This is a genomic window from Enterobacter cloacae complex sp. P27C, from assembly GCF_014895705.1.
GTDB lineage: Bacteria > Pseudomonadota > Gammaproteobacteria > Enterobacterales > Enterobacteriaceae > Enterobacter > Enterobacter bugandensis.
In genome coordinates, this window is sequence record NZ_JADBQB010000010.1 from 69816 (window position 1) to 91886 (window position 22071).

Consider the following 22071-nt stretch of genomic DNA (forward strand, 5'->3'; position numbering starts at 1 on the left):
TTGCTGAAAAAATCTACAGGAGACAGGTATGTCGCTCTGGTTAACGCATCCTCTGCTGCTGCCCTCGCTGATCGTCGGCGTCACCATCGTGCTGTGGGCGACGTCGCTGTTGCCGGAATTTATCACCGCGCTGTTGTTTTTCACGGCGGCGATGACCGCCAGAATCGCCCCGCCGGAGGTGATTTTTGGCGGTTTTGCCTCGTCGGCTTTCTGGCTGGTCTTCAGCGGCTTTGTGCTCGGCGTGGCGATCCGTAAAACCGGCCTGGCGGACAGGGCCGCCCGGGCGCTGTCGGCAAAGCTCACTGACTCCTGGATGCTGATGGTGGCGAGCGTGGTATTGCTCAGCTACGCGCTGGCGTTTGTGATGCCGTCAAACATGGGGCGTATTGCGCTGCTGATGCCCATTGTCGCGGCGATGGCGAAACGCGCCGGTATCGCCGACGGCTCCCGCGCCTGGTTCGGCCTTGCGCTGGCAGTCGGCTTCGGTACCTTCCAGCTCTCGGCCACCATTCTGCCCGCCAACGTGCCTAACCTGGTCATGAGCGGCGCGGCGGAAGGCTCGTACGGCATTCACCTGAACTATGTCCCGTATCTGCTGCTGCACACGCCGGTGCTCGGTATTCTCAAAGGCCTGATTCTGATTGGCCTCATCTGCTGGCTGTTCCCCGGCAGCCCGAAACCGGCGAAGGATTTCACGCTGTCTGAACCGATGGGGCGTGACGAAAAACGACTCGCCTGGCTGCTGGTGGTGGTGCTGATGATGTGGGTGACGGAGAGCTGGCACGGCGTGGGGCCGGCGTGGACGGGGCTGGCGGCCTCGATTATCGTTATGCTGCCGCGCATTGGTTTTATCACCGGCGAGGAGTTCTCGGCGGGGGTAAATATGCGCACCTGCATTTACGTTGCGGGTATTCTCGGGCTGGCGATCGTCGTGACGCAAACGGGTATCGGAGCGGCCGTAGGCGAGGCGCTGCTGCGCATAATGCCGCTGGATGCGGACAAACCATTCACCAGCTTCCTGGCGCTGACCGGAATTACTACGGCACTCAACTTCATTATGACTGCCAACGGCGTTCCGGCGCTGTACACCACGCTGGCGCAGAGCTTCTCGGACGCGACCGGTTTCCCGCTGCTGTCGGTGATCATGATTCAGGTACTGGGCTATTCCACGCCGCTGCTGCCGTATCAGGCGTCGCCGATTGTGGTGGCGATGGGGCTAGGAAAGGTGCCTGCAAGGGCGGGGATGGTGCTCTGCCTGGCGCTGGCGATTGCGACGTATCTGGTGCTGCTGCCGCTGGATTATCTGTGGTTTAGCGTGTTAGGGCGTTTGTAGCGGCGGGTAAGCGCAAGCGCCACCCGCCACAAAGGCCATTACGCCTGTTTAGCCGCTTCTGCCGCTTTAACGATCACCGCGAAAGCGTCCGCTTTCAGGGATGCACCGCCAACCAGCGCGCCATCGATATCTGGCTGGGTGAACAGCTCAGCAGCGTTGGAGGCGTTTACGGAGCCGCCGTACTGGATGATCACTTGCTCAGCCACTTTCGCGTCGGCTTTAGCAATGTGGTCACGGATGAATTTGTGAACTGCCTGAGCCTGCGCAGGGGTAGCAGATTTGCCGGTACCGATCGCCCAGACTGGCTCGTAAGCGATAACCGCGCCTTCGAACGCTGCCGCGCCCTGCGTTTTCAGCACGGCGTCGATCTGACGTGCACACACTTCTTCGGTTTTGCCCGCTTCGTTTTCCGCTTCGGTTTCACCGATGCACAGAACCGGGATCAGACCCTGCTCTTTCAGCACGGCAAATTTCTTCGCGATGAACTCGTCAGATTCTTTGTGGTAGGTGCGACGCTCGGAGTGGCCGATGATGATGTATTTCGCGCCGATATCTTTCAGCATTTCAGCGGAAGTTTCACCGGTGAACGCGCCAGACAGGTTAACGTCAACGTTCTGCGCGCCCAGCACGATGTGGCTGCCGTCAGCGGCACGTTTAGCCAGATCCAGGTACATATCCGGCGGAGCGATAGCAACCGCGCAGCCGGTCACGCCAGCCAGCTCTTTACGCAGGTTTGCAACCAGTTCGTTTACCATGTGGCGGCTGCCGTTCAGTTTCCAGTTACCCATCACTAAAGGATGTCGCATTTCAATTCTCCACGCTAAATAAGCGAATTAAGGAATATGGCCGCCCTGTCGGGCAGCATGGTCTGTGAATCAGTATAGAGATTTTCCCTCGAAAGGCTTTGCTTTTTGTCATTAATTGGCCCCGCCAAGGGTGTCAGATAGCGCCAGCTTAATCGGTTCAACGGCGAAGGTCAGTCCTTTTTCGCCGTTATCCGCCACTACATAGCGAATCGCGCCTTCGGTTGTGGCGTAGTACCGCTTGTTTTTACCGGCGGCCAGCAGCTTTTGCAGCTTTTGCTGGCTCTGCTTTTTCGTCAGCGCAGGCGTAAACGCCTGCAGCACCGCGCTCATGTAATCAAGCGCCTTCGATTTAGCCGCTTTCTGCTCTGGCCCCTGAATCGGTAGCCAGGTGATTTGCATGCTTTTGATTTTTAACGTACCGCGCTCCAGCGCCGTGGAAGCATACAAATTCTCGTTAATCTTGCTCGCTGCACGGGTCAGTGTAGGGGTATCGCGCGAGCTATCAATGGCGCGAAACTCATCCAGCGGCAGCCCTGGGTTGGCCTGATTGAAAGCTTCGCGAAACTGGCTGATGGACTGATCGAAAGACGGTGCGCCCGCCAGCAAATACGGCGCAGTGGTGGGGGCCGCGGTGTTGGCGGCATGCAGCGGAAAACCCGCGCCGAGCATCGCTAAACACAGGAAAAGAGAATGTGCCGAATTTTTCATCAACATTGCACCTGGCCGTAAGTGCTCATGATTAAAACGATATCTGGTCGGCTTGTCAAAAGGTCACAACTCCAGGGTAAAATGCGGGCTAAACGATAATAAGGAACCTTACATGACCATACAGCAGTGGCTGTTTTCATTCAAAGGGCGTATTGGACGCCGTGATTTCTGGGTCTGGATGGTGACGTGGGTCGTCGCCATGCTGCTTCTTTTTTTCGTTGCCTACAACGCCTGGCTGAGCACGCAAACGGCGGCATTTGCACTGGTCTGCCTGCTATGGCCAACGGCGGCCGTCGTGGTGAAACGCCTGCACGATCGCGGCCGCTCCGGCGCGTGGGCATTTTTGATCATACTGGCGTGGATGCTGGTGGCAGGGAACTGGGCGATGCTGCCTTCCATCCTGCCGTGGGTCGTGGGCAGGCTGCTGCCGTCGGTCATCTTCGTGATGATGATTGTCGATCTGGGCGCGTTTATCGGCACCCAGAGCGAAAATAAATACGGTAAAGATACCGTCGAGGTGAAATACCGCTGATCACCAGTAGTGTTCGGCGGTCATATGGCCCGGCCGGCGGCGAAGATGTTTCGTCATCTGCCGGGTATCCTTCAGAAGCTGCTGCGTGTCCCGGACCATCTGCGGGTTACCGCACAGCATGACGTGGCTGGTTTCGGCCGTCATCGGTAAACCCACTGCGTCTTCCAGTGCGCCGCTCTCAATTAACGCCGGTACGCGACCGGTAAGCGCTCCTGCTACGGTTTCGCGGCTGACTACCGTCTGAATCTTTAACTTTCCGCCGTACTGCTGTTCCAGCGCCTGCATCTGCGGGAGATAGCTTAAATCTGCGGCATAGCGCGCGGCGTGCACCAGCACGATGTTTTTGAAGCGCTCCAGATCCTTACCGTACTGCAAGATAGAGAGATACGGACCGATGGCCGTGCCGGTTGCCAGCATCCAGAGCGTGTCACAGTCAGGGATCTCTTCAAGCACAAAGAAGCCTGCCGCTTCGCTCACAATCTGCACATCGTCGCCGGGCTTAAGGGCGGCAAGGCGCGGGCTGAGCTTACCGTCAGGAACGGTGACCAGATAGAACTCGAGGTCCGGGTTATCCGGCGCGTTAACGTAAGAGTAGGCGCGCTGCACGCGCTCGCCGTCGACATCCAGACCCAGCTTGGCAAATTGCCCGGCCTTAAACGGATGAACGGGAGCATGCAGGGTGAGACTAAATAGCGCATCGGTCCAGAATTCTATCTTTGTGACTTTACCTGTTACCCAGTCCGCCATGATCTTCTCCTGTGCTGTTTCTCTGTTCTATCTTCCGTACTTGTGGGAAACATTTCCAGCCCCTTCGGGCCGGAAAGCTCTATCGATCAAACGGTTTTACAGAATGTGCGTCTGCACGTCCGGGTCTTTACGGTCGAGATAGTGAATGGACTGAATGCGTCGGATGGTGCGCGATTTACCGCGGATCAGCAGCGTTTCAGTGGTCGCCATGTTGCCCTTGCGGGTGATGCCGTCCAGCAGATCGCCTTTGGTGATGCCGGTTGCAGAGAAGACGACGTTATCACTGCGCGCCATGTCGTTCAGCGCCAGTACTTTATTGGCTTCGATGCCCATCGCTGCGCAGCGCGCCAGCTCGTCCTCACCGATACGACGGTTTTCGTCGCTGTCGCCTTTCACCTCATGGCGCGGCAGAAGGCGCGCCTGCATATCGCCGTCCAGCGCGCGGATCACCGCCGCAGAGACCACGCCTTCCGGCGCACCGCCGATGCCGTAAAGCACGTCGACTTCGCTGTCCGGCATGCAGGTCAGAATAGAGGCGGCAACGTCGCCATCCGGAATGGCAAACACGCGCACGCCGAGTGCCTGCAGATAAGAGATGGTGGCGTCGTGGCGCGGTTTCGCCAGAATGGTCACGGTGAGTTCGTTGAGCGGTTTAGCCAGCGCCGCCGCGATATTGCGCAGGTTGGCGTCCAGCGGCAGGCTGAGATCGATTGCGCCTTTCGCACCAGGGCCGACAATCAGCTTTTCCATGTACATGTCCGGCGCGTTGAGGAAGCAGCCTTTATCGCCCACGGCCAGCACCGCCAGGGCGTTGGCCTGGCCCATCGCCGTCATGCGCGTGCCTTCGATCGGGTCCACCGCGATATCCACCGCATCGCCTTTGCCGGTCCCGACCTTTTCACCGATGTAGAGCATCGGCGCTTCGTCGATTTCGCCTTCACCGATGACGATAGTGCCGTCGATGTTGACCTGGTTAAGCACAATGCGCATGGCGTGGACGGCCGCGCCGTCTGCGGTATTTTTGTCGCCACGACCCAGCCATTTATAGCCTGCAAGGGCGGCTGCTTCGGTGACGCGGGAAAACTCGATAGCAAGTTCACGTTTCATGAGGGACTCGTACAATCAAAAGGAATTGCACGAAGTTTATCACAGAGTGGGGAGGGGGGAGGGGACCGGTGCGGTCGATGCCCCTCACCCTAACCCTCTCCCCAGGGGAGAGGGAATATTGGCTTACTCTTCGTGCTCTTCCCACGCCAGGGCACGTTTCACCGCTTTCTTCCAGCCGCTGTAGCGGTAGTTGCGCTCAGTGGTTTCGATGCCAGGGCGGAATTCGCGTTCGATGACCGCTTTCTCCTGCAGCTCGTCCAGGTTCTGCCAGAAGCCTACCGCGAGACCCGCAAGATACGCCGCGCCCAGTGCCGTCACTTCACGTACTTCAGGGCGCTCAACGCGGGTGCCCAGAATGTCGGACTGGAACTGCATCAGGAAGTTGTTGGCCACCGCGCCGCCGTCCACGCGCAGGGCGTGCAGACGAATGCCGGAGTCTGCCTGCATCGCTTCCAGCACGTCACGCGTCTGGTAGGCGATGGATTCCAGGGTGGCGCGGATGATGTGGTTAGAGTTCACCCCGCGCGTCAGGCCGAAAATTGCGCCGCGGGCATACGGGTCCCAGTACGGTGCGCCCAGACCGGTAAACGCGGGCACCACGTACACGCCGTTGGTGTCTTTCACTTTGGTCGCGAAGTACTCGGAGTCAAACGCATCGCTGATCAGCTTCATCTCGTCGCGCAGCCACTGAATAGATGCGCCCGCCATAAACACCGCACCTTCCAGAGCATAGTTCACTTCGCCGCGCGGGCCGCAGGCGATGGTGGTCAGCAGGCCGTTTTCCGATTTTACCGCTTTCTCGCCGGTGTTCATCAGCATAAAGCAGCCGGTGCCGTAGGTGTTCTTCGCCATCCCTTCCTTGACGCACAGCTGGCCGAACAGCGCCGCCTGCTGGTCACCGGCGATACCGGCGATAGGAATACGGGTGCCGCCTTTACCGCCGATGTTGGTCTGGCCGTAGACTTCAGACGACTTACGCACTTCAGGCAGCATCGCGCGCGGAATATCCAGCGCGTCCAGCATCTTGTCATCCCACTCCAGGGTGTTGATGTTGAACAGCATGGTGCGCGAGGCGTTAGTGTAGTCAGTAACGTGGACACGTCCCTGAGTCATCTTCCAGATAAGCCAGGTATCGACGGTACCGAACAGCAGCTCGCCGCGTTTTGCACGCTCGCGTGAACCTTCCACGTGGTCGAGGATCCACTTCACTTTGGTGCCGGAGAAGTACGGGTCAACCACCAGGCCGGTGGCGCTACGCACGTACTCTTCCATCCCGTCACGCTTAAGCTGTTCGCAGATCTCTGACGTACGGCGGCACTGCCAGACGATGGCGTTGTAAATCGGCTTACCGGTTTCGCGTTCCCACACCACGGTGGTTTCACGCTGGTTGGTGATACCAATCGCGGCGATTTCGTCGGAACTGATATCGGCTTTCGCCAGCACTTCCACCAGCGTGGAGCTTTGTGACGCCCAGATCTCCATCGGGTCGTGTTCTACCCAGCCTGGACGAGGATAAATTTGCTCAAATTCGCGCTGTGACACGCTGACGATATTCGCGTCATGATCCATTACGACAGCGCGGGAGCTGGTAGTGCCCTGGTCGAGCGCAACGATATATTTTTTTTCGGTCATGGTATGTGTCCCGTAGTCAGATTACAGCGAAGCTTTTTGTTGTGCGGTAGAAGTCGTTTCCTTCTCCTCTTCCACACAGGTGTCGCACGGTAAGTGGCGACCAATTAATTTGCGATAGCCAAATGCACCCAGTGCCGCCCCTACGACGGGTCCGAACAGCGGTACCAGGAAGTAAGGAATATCTTTGCCGCCGGTGAAAGCCACGTCGCCCCATCCTGCAAAGAAGGCGAAGGTTTTTGGACCCAGGTCACGCGCCGGGTTCATCGCAAACCCTGTTAACGGCCCCATGGACGCACCGATGACGGCGATCAGCAGGCCAATCAGCAATGGCGCCAGCGGGCCACGTGGAATGCCGTTACCATCATCGCCCAAAGCCATAATGACGCCCATCAGAATAGCGGTAATCACCATTTCAACTGCGAACGCCTGCACAAAATTGATATGCGGGTTAGGGTAGGTTGAGAAGATGCCTGCCAGATCCAGACTTTCGACGCTGCCGCGCACCATATGATGCGTCTGTTCGAAGTCGATGAAAAGATTGTAATAAAGCCCGTAAACTAACGCCGCTGCGCAAAACGCGCCGGCAAATTGAGAAATAATGAAGGGAACAACTTTGCGTCCGTCGAAGCACGCGAACAGCCACAGTGCGATAGTCACCGCCGGGTTAAGATGTGCGCCAGAGACCCCTGCAGTCAGGTAGATGGCCATCGCCACGCCCAGACCCCAGATGATACTGATTTCCCACTGACCAAAACTGGCACCCGCCACTTTCAGTGCAGCGACACAGCCCACTCCGAAGAATATCAACAACCCGGTACCAAGGAACTCGGCAATGCACTGGCCTTTTAAGGTTGATGTCTGACTCATAATCGGAATCCTGAAGAAATTGATGTTTATTGTTAGCGTGGCCGCCCGTGACAGCCACGATGCCCTGTAGACATAGTGTTAATTTATCGTTAACGAGCAAAAACGAGAAATATCGAAATTAAAATGTGTGGTCTGTGTCAATAAAATGAGCGTTTTCGCGCCATAAAGCGCGTTTTTGCATCAGTCGCGCACGGTGAGCTGAATCATTTTTTTAACGAATGGGTTAACAACTTAGAGGTATATGCCGCGAACGCACCAGGACGAGGCCGAAAAGTGTTGCAAACCGCGATCTGCGTGGCATGCCGCTGGACAGGGGCGACTGCGCTCCATACAATCGGAACATATGTTGTGCGCGTTTACGTTAAAGCGTCGCCTTGCAATTCAGGAGAGGTAGGATCATGTCTTTAGAAGTGTTTGAGAAACTGGAAGCGAAAGTACAGCAGGCGATTGACACCATCACGCTGCTGCAGATGGAAATTGAAGAGCTGAAAGAGAAGAACAACAGCCTGGCGCAGGAAGTTCAGAACGCTCAGCACGGCCGCGAAGAACTGGAGCGCGAAAACAACCAGCTGCGCGAACAGCAGAACGGCTGGCAGGATCGCCTGCAGGCGCTGCTGGGACGTATGGAAGAGGTTTAATTCTGTCGGGATTGAACAGAAATAGCCGGGTAAGCGTCGCCGCTACCCGGTTTTTTTTCTCAATATCCAGCGCATCTTCCGACCGGATAATGCCGGTATTATCAGCATAAAGATGGGCGCCGGAGAAGAAGGTCACGCCGCCGAAATTCACGCGTACGTTGCTTTCGCCAGTATTCGGTTCATGACCGATAAGCCCCTCAGTCCGCATGGTCCTGCCCGCCATATTTGGCTTTCAGCCGGGCAACGATCCGGTCCATTGCTCCGCGCTCTTTTGCAAACGTGCGGGTATAACGCTCCTTGCCCTGCAAGCCCAGCATCGGTCGCCAGACCTGCGGTGGATTATGCTCAGCGCCTTTATTGACAGGGTCATTCTCGTCCGGCTGACAGGCCGCGACCACTTCCGCAGGCCATTCCGGGATTTTGCAGGTCAGCATGACCAGCCAGCGCGGAAAACTGAGAACGAAAAACACAGGAAGCTGCAGCGCATTCACCATCAGACCGAGTCGCCCGAACCACTGCTTACTGAGATAGAACAGTCCGAACAGCCAGCCCTCTTTCTGTTTTTCAACCGGCGGGCACCAGGCTATGGAGTCCGCGAGGTCCGGGAGATACTCATCTCCCTCTTCCATATAGCAGCGGATAAATTCCCAGTACATGGTCAGGACATCGGGGTCACTCTCCAGATTAATTGGGAGAGGGATACATTCCGTAACAGTGTCCCCGTCCTCACCCGTAAGGCATCCCACAATTGTCCATTCTTTTGCCAGCCGTCCCTTCGTTGAACGCAGAACAAATCTGAGATCCTGCCACGGCAAGGAGAGGATTTTTCCGCCGGACTGGTACACATACACCATCCCGTTTTTACGGTTAAAGCGGATCGGATAGTAGCTACTGAAAAATACCTCGGAGGTCATCATCCGGTATAATCCCAAACAGAGCGGCAGCGTAATTCCCCAGATAATGATGTCAACAATCCAGAGAGCTGCACTATGAAAACCATCTTGCAACAACGTGATTAATGGCTGTAAAAACACATAAAAAGACAGACAAAAAAAGAAAACTCCGGCCAGCGTCCATGTTCCGCGCCAGTTGTAAAAACGGTCAACCAGCTCCAGATAGGTCGAGTTCAGGCGCACCACGCTGTCAAACCCGGAGACCCCTTGAACATTCGAATTGCCTGTTTTCTGCGAATAAATTTTAAAAACACGTTCATCACTGAGGCGGAGAAATCCCTTATAGAACCGTTTTGTCGGGTCGGCAGGGAATCGTTTAAAGGGATTAAACATGCGCGCCTCCTTGGTCGGTCAGAGCCATATAGCCCTCCTTTTCCATTTGTGCATCCGACCAGATAGCCGGGACATCGCTCTCACCCGGCGGCACCCGCCGCCACTGCGTACTGAGCAGTCAGGTCTGTATGTCGTTCCGGGCATGGCTTAACAGCCAGGCCCCGGCCCCCAGAACCAGCAGCATCCCGACAAATATTCCCGCCAGACCGATAAGCCCCTCAGTCCGCATGGTTCTGCCCGCCATATTTGGCTTTCAGCCGGGCAACAACCCGGTCCATTGCTCCGCGCTCTTTTGCAAACGTGCGGGCATAACGCTCCTTGCCCTGCAAGCCCAGCATTGGTCGCCAGACCTGCGGTGGATTATGCTCAGCGCCTTTGTTGACAGGGTCATTCTCAGCCGGCTGACAGGCCGCGACCACGTCAGCCGGCCATACCGGAATTTTACTGGTCGCCATCACCAGCCAGCGCGGAAAACTGAGCACGAAAAAGAGAGGCAACTGCAGCGCATTCACCAGCAACCCGAGCCGCCCGAACCATTGCTTACTGAGGTAAAGCAGCCCGAACAGCCAGCCCTCTTTCTGTTTTTCCACCGGCGGGCACCAGGCAATGGAGTCAGCCAGGTCCGGGAGATACTCATCTCCTTCTTCCATATAGCAGCGGATAAACTCCCAGTACATGGACAGCACATCGGGGTCACTTTCCAGATTAATCGGCAAAGGAATAGCCCCTGTGACAGTATCCCCGTCATCTCCCGTAAGACAACCCACAATGGTCCACTGCGTTGAGAGTCGCCCCTTCGTTGGGTGCAGGACAAATTTGAGCTCATCCCACGGCACAGACATCACTTTTCCGCCGGACTGGTACACATACACCATCCTATTTTTACGGTTAAAGCGGATCGGATAGTAGGTGCTGAAAAATACCTCGGAGGTCATCAGCCGGTATGTGAGTAAAGAAACCGGCAATGTAATGGCCCAAATTAAAACGGTTCCAAACCAGATGCCAAAACTGCGTCCTCCCCATCCCAATACCACCCCGATAATGCTGTAGCAAAACAAACTAAAGGACAGGCAGAAAAAGATTACCCCTGCCAGTGTCCATGTTCCGCGCCAGTTGTAAGAACGGTCAACCAGCTCCAGATACGTCGTGTTCAGCCGCACCACGCTGTCGAACCCGGATATACCAGGAACATCCGGATCACCTGTTTTCTGCGAATAAATTTTAAAAACACCTTTATCGCTGAGACGACGAAATCCCTTATAGAACCGATTCGATGACGGGTCGACAGGGAATCGCTTAAAAGGGTTAAACATGTGCTCCTCCGTGTGCATTCAGGGCCATATAGCCGTCCTTTTCCATTTGTGCATTCGGCCAGATAGCCGGGATATCGCTCTCACCCGGCGGCACCCGCCGCCACTGCGTACTGAGCAGCCAGGTCTGTATATCGTTCCGGGTATGACTTAACAGCCAGGCCCCGGCCCCCAGAACCAGTATCATTCCGACAAAAATCCCCGCAGGTCCGAGGAAAAAAGCCAACACGGTGGATTCCTCAATGAAAGTAGCTGACACACCAGCCAAGCCGAGGAGAGTGACGGATATTTCGCTACCGCCCCCGACTGTCATCATTCCGACACCGAGGGCATTAATCAGATGAGCAATGCCTTCCCCCATTTTTCCACGGTAAAGATCAACGCCCCCATTCAAACCTTCAATCATTGTGTAAACCAATCCACCGCCGAACCCAAACAATCCCCAGATACCCGCCCCGACAACCGCCATGGCGCCGTTCCTAATTACCGATAAGGTCGATGACAGCTCCAGCTTCATCAGCGGTGTCATCGCCAGCTTCAATGCTTCCGCCGTTGACGCCACCGCCATGCTGGCATTCGCCGCGAACACCGTCGCAGCTTTACCTTCGGACGGCAGGCCGCTTTCTTTCACCCCGTACCCCAGCACCATCCACTGGAAGTACGCTGAGAACACCGTCCCGCCAAACGTCATGCCTTTCGCCGCCATCTCCGTCGCCAGCGTGCCGGGTTTCATCCCGCTCAGTTGAGCCACCGATGAGCCCAGCGATTTCGGGAACAGCATTCGCGCCAGCTCGTCCTCCGTGAGCATTGCCGTACGGAGCTTCGCCAGCCGCTCTTTAACCGGCAGGGCGGCCAGTGCCTTCGCCTCATGCACGTCAATAATCCGCGGCAGAGATATTTTCTCCAGCGAGCGCTCCGGTAGCTCCTTCACCAGTCGGTCGGTCAGCTTTTGCATCGCGGTATATAATTGCCCGCCGCTGCGTCCACTCATTTCCAGCATCCCGGCCATCCCCCGGGTCATCGCCCCGACAAAGTTTTTCGTCCCCGGCACCACGCTGACGGCAGAGAACGCCTTACCCTGCATCGCCAGTATCCCGATAGCAAAGCGCACCGGCGTTCCTTTCACCATCAGATCCACCGATTTCATCATCGCCTCAGACCAGAGCATGCTGAGCTTTTCCAGCCCCGTCAGGATCGCGCTGGCATAGTTGCCGCTGTACTCCTTCGCGCCGTCCGCCAGACGGTCCCAGCTTATGCCCAGCCACCAGTCTGGTCCGCCGCTTTTCAGCTGTGCATTTGCCTCGGCAATCCAGCCGTCATGATTAAAGAAGGCCGCCCGCTGAAGAAAGTTTTCCGGCGTCAGCGGAGCCTGATTCAGCTGCTGATCGATGTGGGTAATCACTCCGCCTTTGTCGTTCATTCCTGCCAGTACTTTCGCTACTGTCTGGATATAGCGTCCGCCGCTGTGCGCGCAGGTCGGATCAAAGTGCTGCACAAAGTAATTCGCCATCGCCGGTCCCTGCAGCCAGGCCAGATACATCCGGGTGATGGGAATGACTGAACTTTTGTCATACTCGGTCAGCCAGTCTTTCAGTGTCTGACTGAATGTCTGTGTCTTTGCCCGGTCGATGTATTTTTCGTAGCCGGTCTGCCATGCCTCGTCCACCCGGTCCTTCCGGCTGGCCTCATTCAGGACATGCATCCGGTCAGCCATGTCCGGAGCCGGAAATCTCGGTCCTGCCGGCGTGTCCCTGCCGTAGCGCATCTGGCGCTCATAGCTTTCATCCCCGCCTTCTACCCGCAGGTAAAAATAATTACGCATTGCCAGTTCGACGCTGCCGAGCATGGTCAGCAATGCAGTGCCACGGCTCAACTCCGGATCCGTGGCGATAGCCTGCTGCATCCGGTAGCGTGCCAGGGCTGAAATCTCCGTCGCCACCCCAACCGGGTCAGACAACATTAGAATCGCACCGTTGCCCGCGTTCAGATTATCTGCCGCCTGTCGTAAAGCGGCCGCAGAATGACTACTGACCGCTTTGAGGGGAGAGGGAGTCCAGGCTTTAAGAGTGCTGTTGCGCAGTCCTGGACTGTATTCAGCCACGCAATTAACGAGCTGACTGAAGGGCAGGGCCTGCTGACCGTTGTGGCTGGCAAGCCAGGCATCCATATCAAATTTCTGCATATACTGGCTTCGCCAGGCGATATCTTCATGCTGTTTGCGTACCACCGGTGTCCACGACTCTTCAGACCACGCAAACCAGTACACCCCGTTAAGGATTCCGGCGGGCTTTACCGGCAGTGTCACCAGGGAAGCGGTTGCCAGTTCATCTGGTCGGGTAATACAGGGGGTAATGTCCCCGCTTTCCACGCGCGGCGGCACGATGCCGTCCTCTGGAAGAGGATAAAAATAGCCGTCGCCGGTAGCATAATAGTTAATCCAGCGTTGTGTACGTTCCGCCCAGATGTATAAAAAGCCCTGCCTCAGCAGACGGGCGGTATAGTCTGCACCTCCTTCGGCCGTTACCGGTACGGTGATACTGCCGGATAAAGCCGGTAACGCGTCACCTTTTTCCATGATTGCCGGACGAACCGGCAGGACGGGTAAACCGTCGCGCTGGCAGAACTTACATCCCTTTTCATTGCTCATGATGAATCCATTCTTCTTCTGTCAGGTAAGCCCGTCCGGTAAGCAGGAAAGGTAACCCTGAAATTGTGGTGGTTATTTACTCATAATACACCGTAAAGACGTTAACCTAAGCTAAATTTTCTTTATTTCGTAAGCAGTTAGTGCGCATTTGCTGTGCAGGGAAAGTACGACGTGATATGCAAAATATGTGGCAAACGACGGCGATTGAATGAACGGTTATTCTGGAGCGCCGAAACCATCAGGAGACGCTACGGAGGAGTGTTATTGCAGTATAAAAAGAGGAGATATCTAAACCTGTGTTAACTTCACGGTTTGGGTGATGATAAAAACAAAGGCCATCCGATAAAAGATGGCCTGGTAAATTACTCGATATCCAGCGCGTCTTCCGACAGGATAATGCCGGTATTATCGGCGTAGAGATGATCGCCTGAGAAGAAGGTCACGCCGCCGAAGTTAACGCGCACGTCGCTTTCGCCGATGCCGTCACCCGCAGCGCCTACCGGAATGGCTGCGATGGCCTGAATTCCGATATCTAGGTCTTCGAGATCGTCCACCTGACGCACGGAGCCGTACACCACGATGCCTTCCCACTCGTTCTGGACGGCAATGCCGGCCAGTTCAGCATCAATCAGTGCGCGACGCACGGACCCACCGCCGTCGACCACCAGAACGCGGCCACGGCCGTTCTGTTCGAGCAGATCGTACAGCAACCCGTTGTCCTCGAAACATTTCACCGTGACGATTTGCCCGCCAAACGATGACCGCCCACCAAAGTTAGAGAACAGCGGTTCAACGACGTTGACATCTTCCTGGTAGATGTCACAAAGCTCGGAGGTATCGTATTTCATAGGTTTAACGCTCAGTTGCTGCGAATGTGTTCAGTATATCGTGCGAAATGCGTTGTTGGCAAAATCATCAATTGTTAATTGATATTTGTCAGCTAACTGAGCGTCTGGCTTAACACAATCCCGATGACGAACAACAGGTTAGTCAGCAGCGCGCCTTTTACCGTTCGCTCCAGCATTGGCGGCATGGCTGCCGGGCTGAGTTCACGCATCACAAAGCGGGCCTGCTTAACCAGCAGCGGCGCGGCAAGCACAAACAGCCAGCCCCACAGACTGTGCAGGGAAATCAGGTTAAACAGCGCCAGGCAAACCAGCGCGCCAATAAGCAGGCAGGCATGATAGCGGCGCGCATTCACCGGCCCCAGACGCACCGCCAGCGTGTTCTTGCCGTTCTCACGATCGCTGTCGATATCGCGCAGATTATTGATATTGAGTACCGCCGTCGCCAGCAGGCCGCAGGCGGTCGCCGGGAGGAACAGGGCAGGGATCACCGTATGCGCCTGTAAGTACCAGCTCCCCATTACGCTCAGCCAGCCGAAGAACACCAGCACAGAGATATCCCCAAGGCCAATATAGCCGTAAGGGCGCGTGCCGACGGTGTAGGTGATGGCCGCGATAATGGCGAGCAGGCCCAGCACCAGGAAGCCAATGAAGTCGCTGGTAGTTTTCGAGGCGACCGTCACCAGCGCCAGGCCAGATAAGCAAATCAGCACCACGGTGATAATCAGCGCGCGCTTCATCTGTGCCTGGGTGATCACCCCCTTTTGCATCCCGCGCAGCGGCCCGATACGGTCAGGCTTGTCGCTGCCTTTTACCGCATCGCCATAATCGTTCGCGAGGTTAGAGAGGATTTGCAGCAGCCCGGCGGTAATGAGCGCCAGACCTGCCACCAGCGGATCGAAATGCCCTTGCCACCAGGCAAGCGCGGTGCCGACAATGATGGCGGCAAAAGCCAGAGGAAGCGTTTTAGGGCGAAGACTTTCGAGCCACGCCTGAGTACGGCTGATATCAGTCATAGTAATTTAGCCAATAAAAATGGGGGCCTTAGCCCCCATTAACAGTGATGAGAATGCAGTAACCGCGATTATAGGATAAAACGGCTCAGATCTTCATCTGCCACTAACGCATCCAGATGTTTGCTCACATAGTCTGCGTCGATGGTAATGGTTTGACCGTTGAGGTCGCTCGCGTCATATGAGATGTCTTCAACCAGACGTTCCAGCACGGTGTGCAGACGACGCGCACCGATGTTCTCGGTGGTTTCGTTGACCTGCCATGCGGCCTGGGCGATACGCTTGATACCGTCTTCGGTGAACTCGAGGTTCACGCCTTCGGTCGCCATCAGCGCCTTGTACTGTACGGTAGCAGAGGCGTTTGGCTCCGTCAGGATGCGCTCGAAATCTTCGGTGGTTAGCGCCTGCAGCTCAACGCGGATAGGCAGACGACCCTGCAGTTCGGGGATCAGATCCGACGGGCTGGCTACCTGGAATGCACCGGAAGCGATAAACAGAATGTGGTCCGTTTTCACCATGCCGTGCTTGGTGGAGACGGTGCAGCCTTCAACCAGCGGCAGCAGATCGCGCTGTACGCCTTCGCGGGACACGTCCGGACCGGAGCTATTGCCGCCGCGCTTACAAATTTTGTCGATTTCGTCGATAAACACGATACCGTGCTGCTCAACCGCGTCGATAGCGTCCTGCTTCAGCTCTTCCGGATTCACCAGCTTCGCCGCTTCTTCTTCAATTAGCAGCTTCATCGCGTCTTTGATTTTCAGCTTACGCGCTTTCTGCTTTTGGCCGCCCAGGTTCTGGAACATGGACTGCAGCTGGCTGGTCATCTCTTCCATGCCCGGAGGCGCCATAATTTCCACGCCCATCGGCGCGGCCGCGAGGTCGATCTCAATCTCTTTGTCGTCCAGCTGGCCTTCACGCAGTTTTTTGCGGAACGCCTGACGCGCGGCTGAAGGCTCAGCCTGCTGTTCAGCCTGGCCCCAGTTGTTTTTCGCCGGTGGGATCAGCACGTCGAGAATACGCTCTTCGGCCATCTCTTCCGCGCGGTAGCGGTTTTTCTCAATCGCCTGGACGCGCACCATCTTAATTGCAGAATCGGTCAGGTCGCGGATGATGGAGTCCACTTCTTTACCCACATAGCCCACCTCGGTGAACTTGGTGGCTTCAACTTTGATGAACGGCGCGTTCGCCAGCTTCGCCAGACGACGGGCGATTTCGGTTTTACCGACGCCGGTCGGGCCGATCATCAGAATGTTTTTCGGGGTGACTTCGTGACGCAGCTCTTCGTCAAGCTGCATACGACGCCAGCGGTTACGCAGCGCGATAGCCACGGAGCGCTTGGCGTTATCCTGGCCGATAATGTGTTTGTTCAGTTCGCTGACAATTTCGCGTGGGGTCATTTCAGACATAGGAGATCCTTACGCTTTGGAGGTCAATTCTTCGATGGTGTGGTTGTGGTTGGTATAGATGCAGATATCACCTGCAATATCCAACGCCTTCACCGCGATATCACGCGCGTTCATGTCGGTATTTTCCAACAGCGCGCGGGCTGCAGCCTGGGCATAAGGGCCGCCAGAGCCGATGGCAATCAGGTCGTTTTCCGGCTGAATCACGTCACCGTTACCGGTGATGATAAGCGAAGCGGTTTCATCCGCGACCGCCAGCAGCGCTTCGAGCTTGCGCAGCATACGGTCGGTACGCCAGTCCTTTGCCAGCTCTACGGCAGCTTTCACCAGATGACCCTGGTGCATTTCCAGCTTGCGTTCAAACAGTTCAAACAGCGTGAAGGCATCCGCCGTGCCGCCTGCGAAACCGGCGATCACTTTGTCGTTGTAGAGACGACGGACTTTCTTCACGTTGCCTTTCATGACGGTATTACCCAGCGTGGCCTGGCCATCACCGGCGATTACCACATGGCCGTTACGGCGTACACTTACTATTGTTGTCACGAGCAGACCCCCTGGTTACAGATTCGGGAAACAGAAGCCCTGAACCTGTGCTCAGGGCTGAATTAAATGATAGATGGGGGGGATTTTGGGGGTTTCAACCCCCGGAGGCGAGTCGAATGCAGTTTGTGTGGCCAGCCACTTTCAAACGGGAAATGGTGCCGTCTGCGTTTTCTTTGCCTTTAACCGGGCCGATCACCACGCGGTTCCAGCCGTTATTGGTGGTAATGCGTGAATCAAATCCTTCGAACGCCAGCTGAGCACGTACCGTTTCCGCCTGTTCGGCACCTTTAAACGAACCGCACTGCACCATCCAGCGGCGCTCGTCTTTTTTCTCTGCCGTCTGCTTCGGCGCTTCGGTCTCTTTGGTCACCGGCGCGGCCTGCTGCGTTTTCGGCTGCTGCGCGGTGGTATGCGCTGGCGTCTGGAGCAGATCCTGATACGGCTGCGCCGCTTGCTTTGGCGGCTGCGCTTTTGGCTGTTGAACAGGCTGCGACTGCACCGTACGCGTCTGCTGCTGCGGTTGCTGGTATGGCTGGGCCTTCGGCTGCTGTACCGGCTGAGTTTGCGTCCACTGCTGCTGTTGCTGCTGTTGAATTTGTGCCTGGCGCTGACGCTGCAGCTGCAACGTTTGCTGACGCTGCGCTGGCGTTTGTTCATTCCACGGCACTTCATTCAGCTGCGTCGGCTGCTGGCGCATATCGGCCTGCATCTGTGCCAGCAGCTGGCGCTGCTCGTCCGTCAGCTGATCGGCATTCTTCACTTCGCCACCGGCTGAGGGCTCAGTAGGCGCACGCACGCCGGGCTGACGACTTTCCAGCTCTTTAATATAGCGCCAGCGCTCTTCAGGTTTCGGCGGCAGACCATTTCCCACCACTTTGTTGCCCTGAAGGGCCTCGGACTCTTCTTTTTTATGGTGCGTGATGAAGTACAGGCCGCCAATAAAGGCCACCAGCACGGCCGCAGCAATAGCGACCATTGCTGGCGAGACCGCAGGCAGATTACGCTGCTTGCTTTTTGAACTGCTCTTTTTGCGTCGCGAAGGTGCCGGCTGGCCGCGACGTACATAATCTCGTTGTGCCACTATCGTTTCGCTGTATTTATTCGTTCGTCAGCCCGCCATGTTACTTAAGCGGCGGGGCTTTGACCAGATAAGGGTGTCCGAAAGGCGTTTACTTTAAGTCAATGCCTGGGTAGAGCCGCGAATAATCAGCTCGCAGTCCAGCAAACGCGAGCCGCTGCTAACCGTTTGACCCTGCAGCTGATCCAGCAGAAGTAGCATCGCTTCGCGGCCAATCTGATAGCGCGGTTGTGAAACGGTGGAGAGCGGTGGATCGCAAAACTCTGAAAGTGAAATGTTATCGAATCCGATAATCGACAAATCTTTCGGCACACGTAAGCCACGGCGCTTGGCGTGTGAAAGCGCACCCAGCGCCATCACGTCGCTGTGGCAGAACACCGCCGTTGGCGGTTCCGGCAGCGCCAGCAGTTTCTCCAGCGCCTGTCCGCCCGCTTCAAAGGTAAAATTACCGCGCGCAATATAGTGCGGATCGACAATCGCACCGGTACGGCGCAGCGCCTGAACATAGCCCTGCAGGCGGTAGTGGCACAGCGGCATCTCTTCCGGCCCGGCAATGCAGCCAATCCGCTTATGTCCCAGCTCCTGGAGATAGTTTACGGCGTTGAACGCGGCGGTGAGGTTATCAATGTGGACCGTCGGCAGCTCAAGCTCAGGCGCAAATTCGTTGGCCATTACCATCGGCGGTAAATTGCGCTGCTCTTCGATGCTGGCATCAAACGGCAGGCGCGAGCCAAGCAGCAGCATGCCGTCAATCTGCTTGGTGATAATGAGGTCGATAAAGGTTTTTTCCTGCTGGTTCTGGTGAGCGCAGTCGCCAATCAGCACCAGATAGCCCTGCTCCGCCGCCGTCACTTCGATACCGCGAATGATCTCGCTGAAGAAGGGATCGCAGATATCCGGCACTATTACCAGGATGGTCCGCGATTCATTGCGCTTGACGTTCCGCCCCATCGCCTGCGGGAAATACCCCACTTCCAGCGCCGCCTGTTCAACCTTGTTACGGGTCGCCTGGGAGACTTTATCCGGGTTCATTAATGCGCGGGACACAGTTGCCGTTGAGACTTGTGCTTTCTCGGCAACGTCTTTCATGGTCGCCGTGGCAACCTCTTTCCTGGACTTCAACGTCTTCTCCTCGCCTGAACACCGAACTGCGGACATCACCATTTTTACAGATAGTTAATGGAATCGGTTACAGAATTTTCATAAAAAGTGTGAGGCGCGTTAAATTTTTCGATCCGTCTTCAGCCTTCGATGGGATCGACGTCCAGTACCCACTTCACTTTACGCGCTTCCGGCAGGGTATTGATGAGCGCCAGCGTGCCGCTGACGATGTGCTGCAGGCGAATACGCGAGGGGTGCTGAAGTAAAATCTGCCAGCGGAAACGTCCACCGCGTTTTGGCGCCAGCGCCGGCACCGGGCCCAGGATCCACAGCTGGTTATCCACCAGCGGGCTGGCCTGCAGGAGATTCCTCAGCTGTTGCAGGAAAAGCGGCGCCTGCTGGTTGTTATGATCCTCCGCGCGGATGATGACGTGGCTGGTCCACGGCGGCAGCTGCATGGTCTGGCGTTCGGCCAGCGCCTGCTCGGCAAAGGCGTCATAGCCTTTGTGCAGCAGAGTCTGTAGCAGCGGGTGCTCAGGGTGATGCGTTTGCAGTATTACCTCTCCCTGTTTACCCGCGCGTCCGGCACGCCCGGCAACCTGGGTATAAAGCTGGGCGAAGCGCTCGGCGGAGCGGAAATCTGCCGAGAACAGCGCGCCGTCGACGTCGAGCAGGGCGACCAGCGTCACGTCCGGGAAGTGGTGTCCTTTGGCCAGCATCTGGGTGCCAATCAGGATGCGCGCGCCGCCGCGATGCACTTCCGCCAGCTGCTGCTCCAGCGCCCCCTTGCGGCTGGTGGTGTCCCGGTCGATTCGGGAAATAGGCACGTCCGGGAAGAAAGGGCCAAGCGCCTGTTCCAGCTGTTCCGTTCCCAGCCCCACCGGCACGATATGCGTGGAACCACATGACGGGCACTGGCGAGGAACCGGACGCTGGCTGTCGCAGTGGTGGCAGCGCAAATGTCGCTGGGCCTGATGGAAGGTGTAGTAGTGGTCGCAGCGCGGGCACTCGGCAATCCAGCCGCAGTCGTGGCACAGCAGGGCGGGGGCAAATCCGCGACGGTTGAGGAACAGAATGACCTGGTTCCCCGCCTGCAAATGCTGGCGCATGCGGGAAATCAAGGCGGGCGCTAAGCCGGCCTGCACCTGCTGGCCTTTGAGATCCAGCACGTGCTGAATGGCCGGGCGGGCATTCCCCGCGCGGCGCGTCAGGCGCAGCATGTGGTATTTACGCTGGCGCACGTTGTGCAGCGTTTCGAGCGCAGGCGTGGCGGATCCGAGAATAATAGGGATTTGCTCGCTGTGCGCACGGTAGACCGCCAGATCGCGGGCGTGATAGCGCCAGCCTTCCTGCTGTTTATAGGAGCTGTCGTGCTCTTCGTCGATCACGATGACACCGAGGTTTTTAAACGGCGTAAACAGCGACGAGCGGGTGCCGATCACAATCGCCGCTTCGCCGTTTTTCGCTTTCAGCCAGGCGCTGAGGCGCTCGCTGTCGTTCAGCCCGGAGTGCAGCACCTCAACGGGCGCGTTAAAGCGCTCGCGGAAGCGGGCAATGGTCTGCGGCGTCAGGCCGATTTCCGGCACCATCACCAGCGCCTGTTTGCCCTGCGCGAGCACGTTTTCCAGCACGCTCAGATAAACTTCGGTCTTGCCGGAGCCCGTCACGCCCGCCAGCAGCCAGGCGGAAAAGTGGTCCGAGGCGCTATGAATGGCGCCTACCGCGGTAGCCTGCTCGGTATTCAGGCGCAGGCGATCGCCCGAGACGGAGAAGCCGTCGCGCCAGTCGTGAAGGGCGGGCGCTTCGCTGGCCAGCTCGCTCAACCCTTTCTTTCTTAATGCCTGTAGCGCCGTTTCGCTGACCTCAAGCTCGTCGACCTGGTGCCGCCAGATTTTTCCCTGGCGCAGCGCCGCCAGCGCCTGCTGCTGTTTCTGCGAACGCTTCAGGCTGTTGATGTCCACGGCCTGCCCCTGTTCGGTGGCAAACCAGTACCACATCGGGGCGTGGCTGGCGCTCTTGCCCTGGCGCAGCAGGATCGGCAGGGCGTGGAACAGGACGTCGCCAATCGGGTGATGATAATAATCTGCCGCCCACAGCAGCAGTCGCCAGGTGCTGGTGGAGTAAACAGGTTCGCTGTCCAGCACCTCAACCACCGATTTCAGTTCATTGAGGGGCAATTCGCTTTTATCGCTGACGGAGACGACGATCCCCACGCGCTGCTGTTTGCCAAACGGCACGGTCACGCGACAGCCCGCTTTGGCGCTCATGCTGTCGGGCAGCAGGTAGTCAAAGGTGCGGGGAAGCGGAACGGGCAGGGCAACGTGAGCGACGGGCATCGAATCTTCCTGACTTGAAAAGTGGCGCGTTAGTATACACATTAGTAAAAGCGGCGTGCGGATCAGTTTGCATACGTTGGTTAAATTCTGTATGATTCGCCGCCTTTGGTGTACTTTACGCCAAAGAACTTACATTCAA

At 56.9% G+C, this 22071-nt stretch carries 19 protein-coding genes and 1 pseudogene; 3 read left to right on the top strand and 17 right to left on the bottom strand.

The window, feature by feature from the left end; all coding sequences use genetic code 11:
• Positions 1-28 precede the first annotated feature (28 nt).
• Positions 29-1333, top strand: a complete 1305-nt coding sequence (locus tag IM291_RS18770; RefSeq protein WP_028014849.1) for an SLC13 family permease — start codon at positions 29-31, stop codon at positions 1331-1333.
• A gap of 38 nt (positions 1334-1371) precedes the next feature.
• Here IM291_RS18770 and tpiA read toward each other — a convergent pair whose 3' ends face one another.
• Together tpiA and IM291_RS18780 are read right to left on the bottom strand one after the other, a co-directional pair.
• Entirely contained in the window at positions 1372-2139 is a 768-nt protein-coding gene (tpiA, locus tag IM291_RS18775) for a triose-phosphate isomerase (protein WP_006808674.1), read from the bottom strand.
• Positions 2140-2250: 111 nt separating this feature from the next.
• Positions 2251-2847: a DUF1454 family protein gene (locus tag IM291_RS18780; protein ID WP_041911791.1), complete on the bottom strand. Its 597-nt coding sequence runs from the start codon at positions 2845-2847 to the stop codon at positions 2251-2253.
• A gap of 112 nt (positions 2848-2959) precedes the next feature.
• Between IM291_RS18780 and IM291_RS18785 the strand changes: the two genes are divergently transcribed.
• Complete coding sequence (locus IM291_RS18785) at positions 2960-3379, top strand: DUF805 domain-containing protein (protein WP_028014847.1); 420 nt, start codon at positions 2960-2962, stop codon at positions 3377-3379.
• Here IM291_RS18785 and fpr read toward each other — a convergent pair whose 3' ends face one another.
• From fpr to IM291_RS18805, 4 genes are all read right to left on the bottom strand, one after another.
• Entirely contained in the window at positions 3380-4126 is a 747-nt protein-coding gene (gene fpr, locus IM291_RS18790) for a ferredoxin--NADP(+) reductase (protein ID WP_047362494.1), read from the bottom strand.
• A gap of 96 nt (positions 4127-4222) precedes the next feature.
• The gene (glpX, locus tag IM291_RS18795; RefSeq protein ID WP_028014845.1) at positions 4223-5233 is read right to left on the bottom strand and encodes a class II fructose-bisphosphatase; all 1011 of its coding nucleotides are present in this window, start codon (positions 5231-5233) and stop codon (positions 4223-4225) included.
• Between the two features lie 123 nt (positions 5234-5356).
• Positions 5357-6865, bottom strand: a complete 1509-nt coding sequence (glpK, locus tag IM291_RS18800; protein ID WP_028014844.1) for a glycerol kinase GlpK — start codon at positions 6863-6865, stop codon at positions 5357-5359.
• A 21-nt stretch (positions 6866-6886) separates the two neighbouring features.
• On the bottom strand, positions 6887-7732 hold the full coding sequence (locus IM291_RS18805; protein WP_028014843.1) for an MIP/aquaporin family protein: 846 nt from the start codon (positions 7730-7732) through the stop codon (positions 6887-6889).
• A gap of 398 nt (positions 7733-8130) precedes the next feature.
• Between IM291_RS18805 and zapB the strand changes: the two genes are divergently transcribed.
• Positions 8131-8370 (top strand): septal ring assembly protein ZapB, encoded by a 240-nt coding sequence (zapB, locus tag IM291_RS18810; RefSeq protein ID WP_028014842.1) that lies wholly within the window; start codon positions 8131-8133, stop codon positions 8368-8370.
• 58 nt (positions 8371-8428) lie between these two features.
• On the opposite strand, the pseudogene IM291_RS21995 reads toward zapB, so the two are convergent.
• The 11 genes and pseudogenes from IM291_RS21995 to priA all read right to left on the bottom strand — a co-directional run.
• Positions 8429-8539 (bottom strand): annotated as a pseudogene (locus IM291_RS21995) (hypothetical protein); the annotation flags it as partial.
• A 28-nt stretch (positions 8540-8567) separates the two neighbouring features.
• Positions 8568-9656 (bottom strand): DUF6708 domain-containing protein, encoded by a 1089-nt coding sequence (locus IM291_RS18815; RefSeq protein WP_048998272.1) that lies wholly within the window; start codon positions 9654-9656, stop codon positions 8568-8570.
• A gap of 218 nt (positions 9657-9874) precedes the next feature.
• A complete protein-coding gene (locus tag IM291_RS18820; RefSeq protein WP_048998269.1) occupies positions 9875-10969 on the bottom strand; it encodes a DUF6708 domain-containing protein in 1095 nt (364 codons plus the stop codon).
• Positions 10962-13613, bottom strand: coding sequence for a T6SS effector BTH_I2691 family protein (locus IM291_RS18825; RefSeq protein ID WP_192987489.1), 2652 nt, complete (start codon positions 13611-13613; stop codon positions 10962-10964). The genes IM291_RS18820 and IM291_RS18825 overlap by 8 nt, the downstream gene beginning before the upstream one ends.
• 362 nt (positions 13614-13975) lie before the next feature.
• The gene (gene rraA / locus IM291_RS18830; RefSeq protein ID WP_059355391.1) at positions 13976-14461 is read right to left on the bottom strand and encodes a ribonuclease E activity regulator RraA; all 486 of its coding nucleotides are present in this window, start codon (positions 14459-14461) and stop codon (positions 13976-13978) included.
• Between the two features lie 92 nt (positions 14462-14553).
• Positions 14554-15480: a 1,4-dihydroxy-2-naphthoate polyprenyltransferase gene (gene menA / locus IM291_RS18835; protein ID WP_100171285.1), complete on the bottom strand. Its 927-nt coding sequence runs from the start codon at positions 15478-15480 to the stop codon at positions 14554-14556.
• Positions 15481-15542: 62 nt separating this feature from the next.
• Complete coding sequence (hslU, locus tag IM291_RS18840; protein ID WP_028014840.1) at positions 15543-16877, bottom strand: HslU--HslV peptidase ATPase subunit; 1335 nt, start codon at positions 16875-16877, stop codon at positions 15543-15545.
• Positions 16878-16886: 9 nt separating this feature from the next.
• Complete coding sequence (gene hslV / locus IM291_RS18845; RefSeq protein ID WP_008501802.1) at positions 16887-17417, bottom strand: ATP-dependent protease subunit HslV; 531 nt, start codon at positions 17415-17417, stop codon at positions 16887-16889.
• Positions 17418-17511: 94 nt separating this feature from the next.
• On the bottom strand, positions 17512-18498 hold the full coding sequence (gene ftsN, locus IM291_RS18850) for a cell division protein FtsN (RefSeq protein ID WP_028014839.1): 987 nt from the start codon (positions 18496-18498) through the stop codon (positions 17512-17514).
• A 93-nt stretch (positions 18499-18591) separates the two neighbouring features.
• Entirely contained in the window at positions 18592-19617 is a 1026-nt protein-coding gene (gene cytR, locus IM291_RS18855) for a DNA-binding transcriptional regulator CytR (protein ID WP_048998260.1), read from the bottom strand.
• Between the two features lie 119 nt (positions 19618-19736).
• The gene (gene priA, locus IM291_RS18860) at positions 19737-21932 is read right to left on the bottom strand and encodes a primosomal protein N' (RefSeq protein WP_045260255.1); all 2196 of its coding nucleotides are present in this window, start codon (positions 21930-21932) and stop codon (positions 19737-19739) included.
• Positions 21933-22071 lie beyond the last annotated feature (139 nt).

Bases quoted from the DNA above. Each gene is read 5' to 3' on its own strand.
- IM291_RS18770 (WP_028014849.1), top strand. From the start codon at position 29: ATGTCGCTCTGGTTAACGCATCCTCTGCTGCTGCCCTCGCTGATCGTC.
- tpiA (WP_006808674.1), bottom strand. From the start codon at position 2,139: ATGCGACATCCTTTAGTGATGGGTAACTGGAAACTGAACGGCAGCCGC.
- IM291_RS18780 (WP_041911791.1), bottom strand. From the start codon at position 2,847: ATGAAAAATTCGGCACATTCTCTTTTCCTGTGTTTAGCGATGCTCGGC.
- IM291_RS18785 (WP_028014847.1), top strand. From the start codon at position 2,960: ATGACCATACAGCAGTGGCTGTTTTCATTCAAAGGGCGTATTGGACGC.
- fpr (WP_047362494.1), bottom strand. From the start codon at position 4,126: ATGGCGGACTGGGTAACAGGTAAAGTCACAAAGATAGAATTCTGGACC.
- glpX (WP_028014845.1), bottom strand. From the start codon at position 5,233: ATGAAACGTGAACTTGCTATCGAGTTTTCCCGCGTCACCGAAGCAGCC.
- glpK (WP_028014844.1), bottom strand. From the start codon at position 6,865: ATGACCGAAAAAAAATATATCGTTGCGCTCGACCAGGGCACTACCAGC.
- IM291_RS18805 (WP_028014843.1), bottom strand. From the start codon at position 7,732: ATGAGTCAGACATCAACCTTAAAAGGCCAGTGCATTGCCGAGTTCCTT.
- zapB (WP_028014842.1), top strand. From the start codon at position 8,131: ATGTCTTTAGAAGTGTTTGAGAAACTGGAAGCGAAAGTACAGCAGGCG.
- IM291_RS18815 (WP_048998272.1), bottom strand. From the start codon at position 9,656: ATGTTTAATCCCTTTAAACGATTCCCTGCCGACCCGACAAAACGGTTC.
- IM291_RS18820 (WP_048998269.1), bottom strand. From the start codon at position 10,969: ATGTTTAACCCTTTTAAGCGATTCCCTGTCGACCCGTCATCGAATCGG.
- IM291_RS18825 (WP_192987489.1), bottom strand. From the start codon at position 13,613: ATGAGCAATGAAAAGGGATGTAAGTTCTGCCAGCGCGACGGTTTACCC.
- rraA (WP_059355391.1), bottom strand. From the start codon at position 14,461: ATGAAATACGATACCTCCGAGCTTTGTGACATCTACCAGGAAGATGTC.
- hslU (WP_028014840.1), bottom strand. From the start codon at position 16,877: ATGTCTGAAATGACCCCACGCGAAATTGTCAGCGAACTGAACAAACAC.
- priA (WP_045260255.1), bottom strand. From the start codon at position 21,932: ATGCCCGTCGCTCACGTTGCCCTGCCCGTTCCGCTTCCCCGCACCTTT.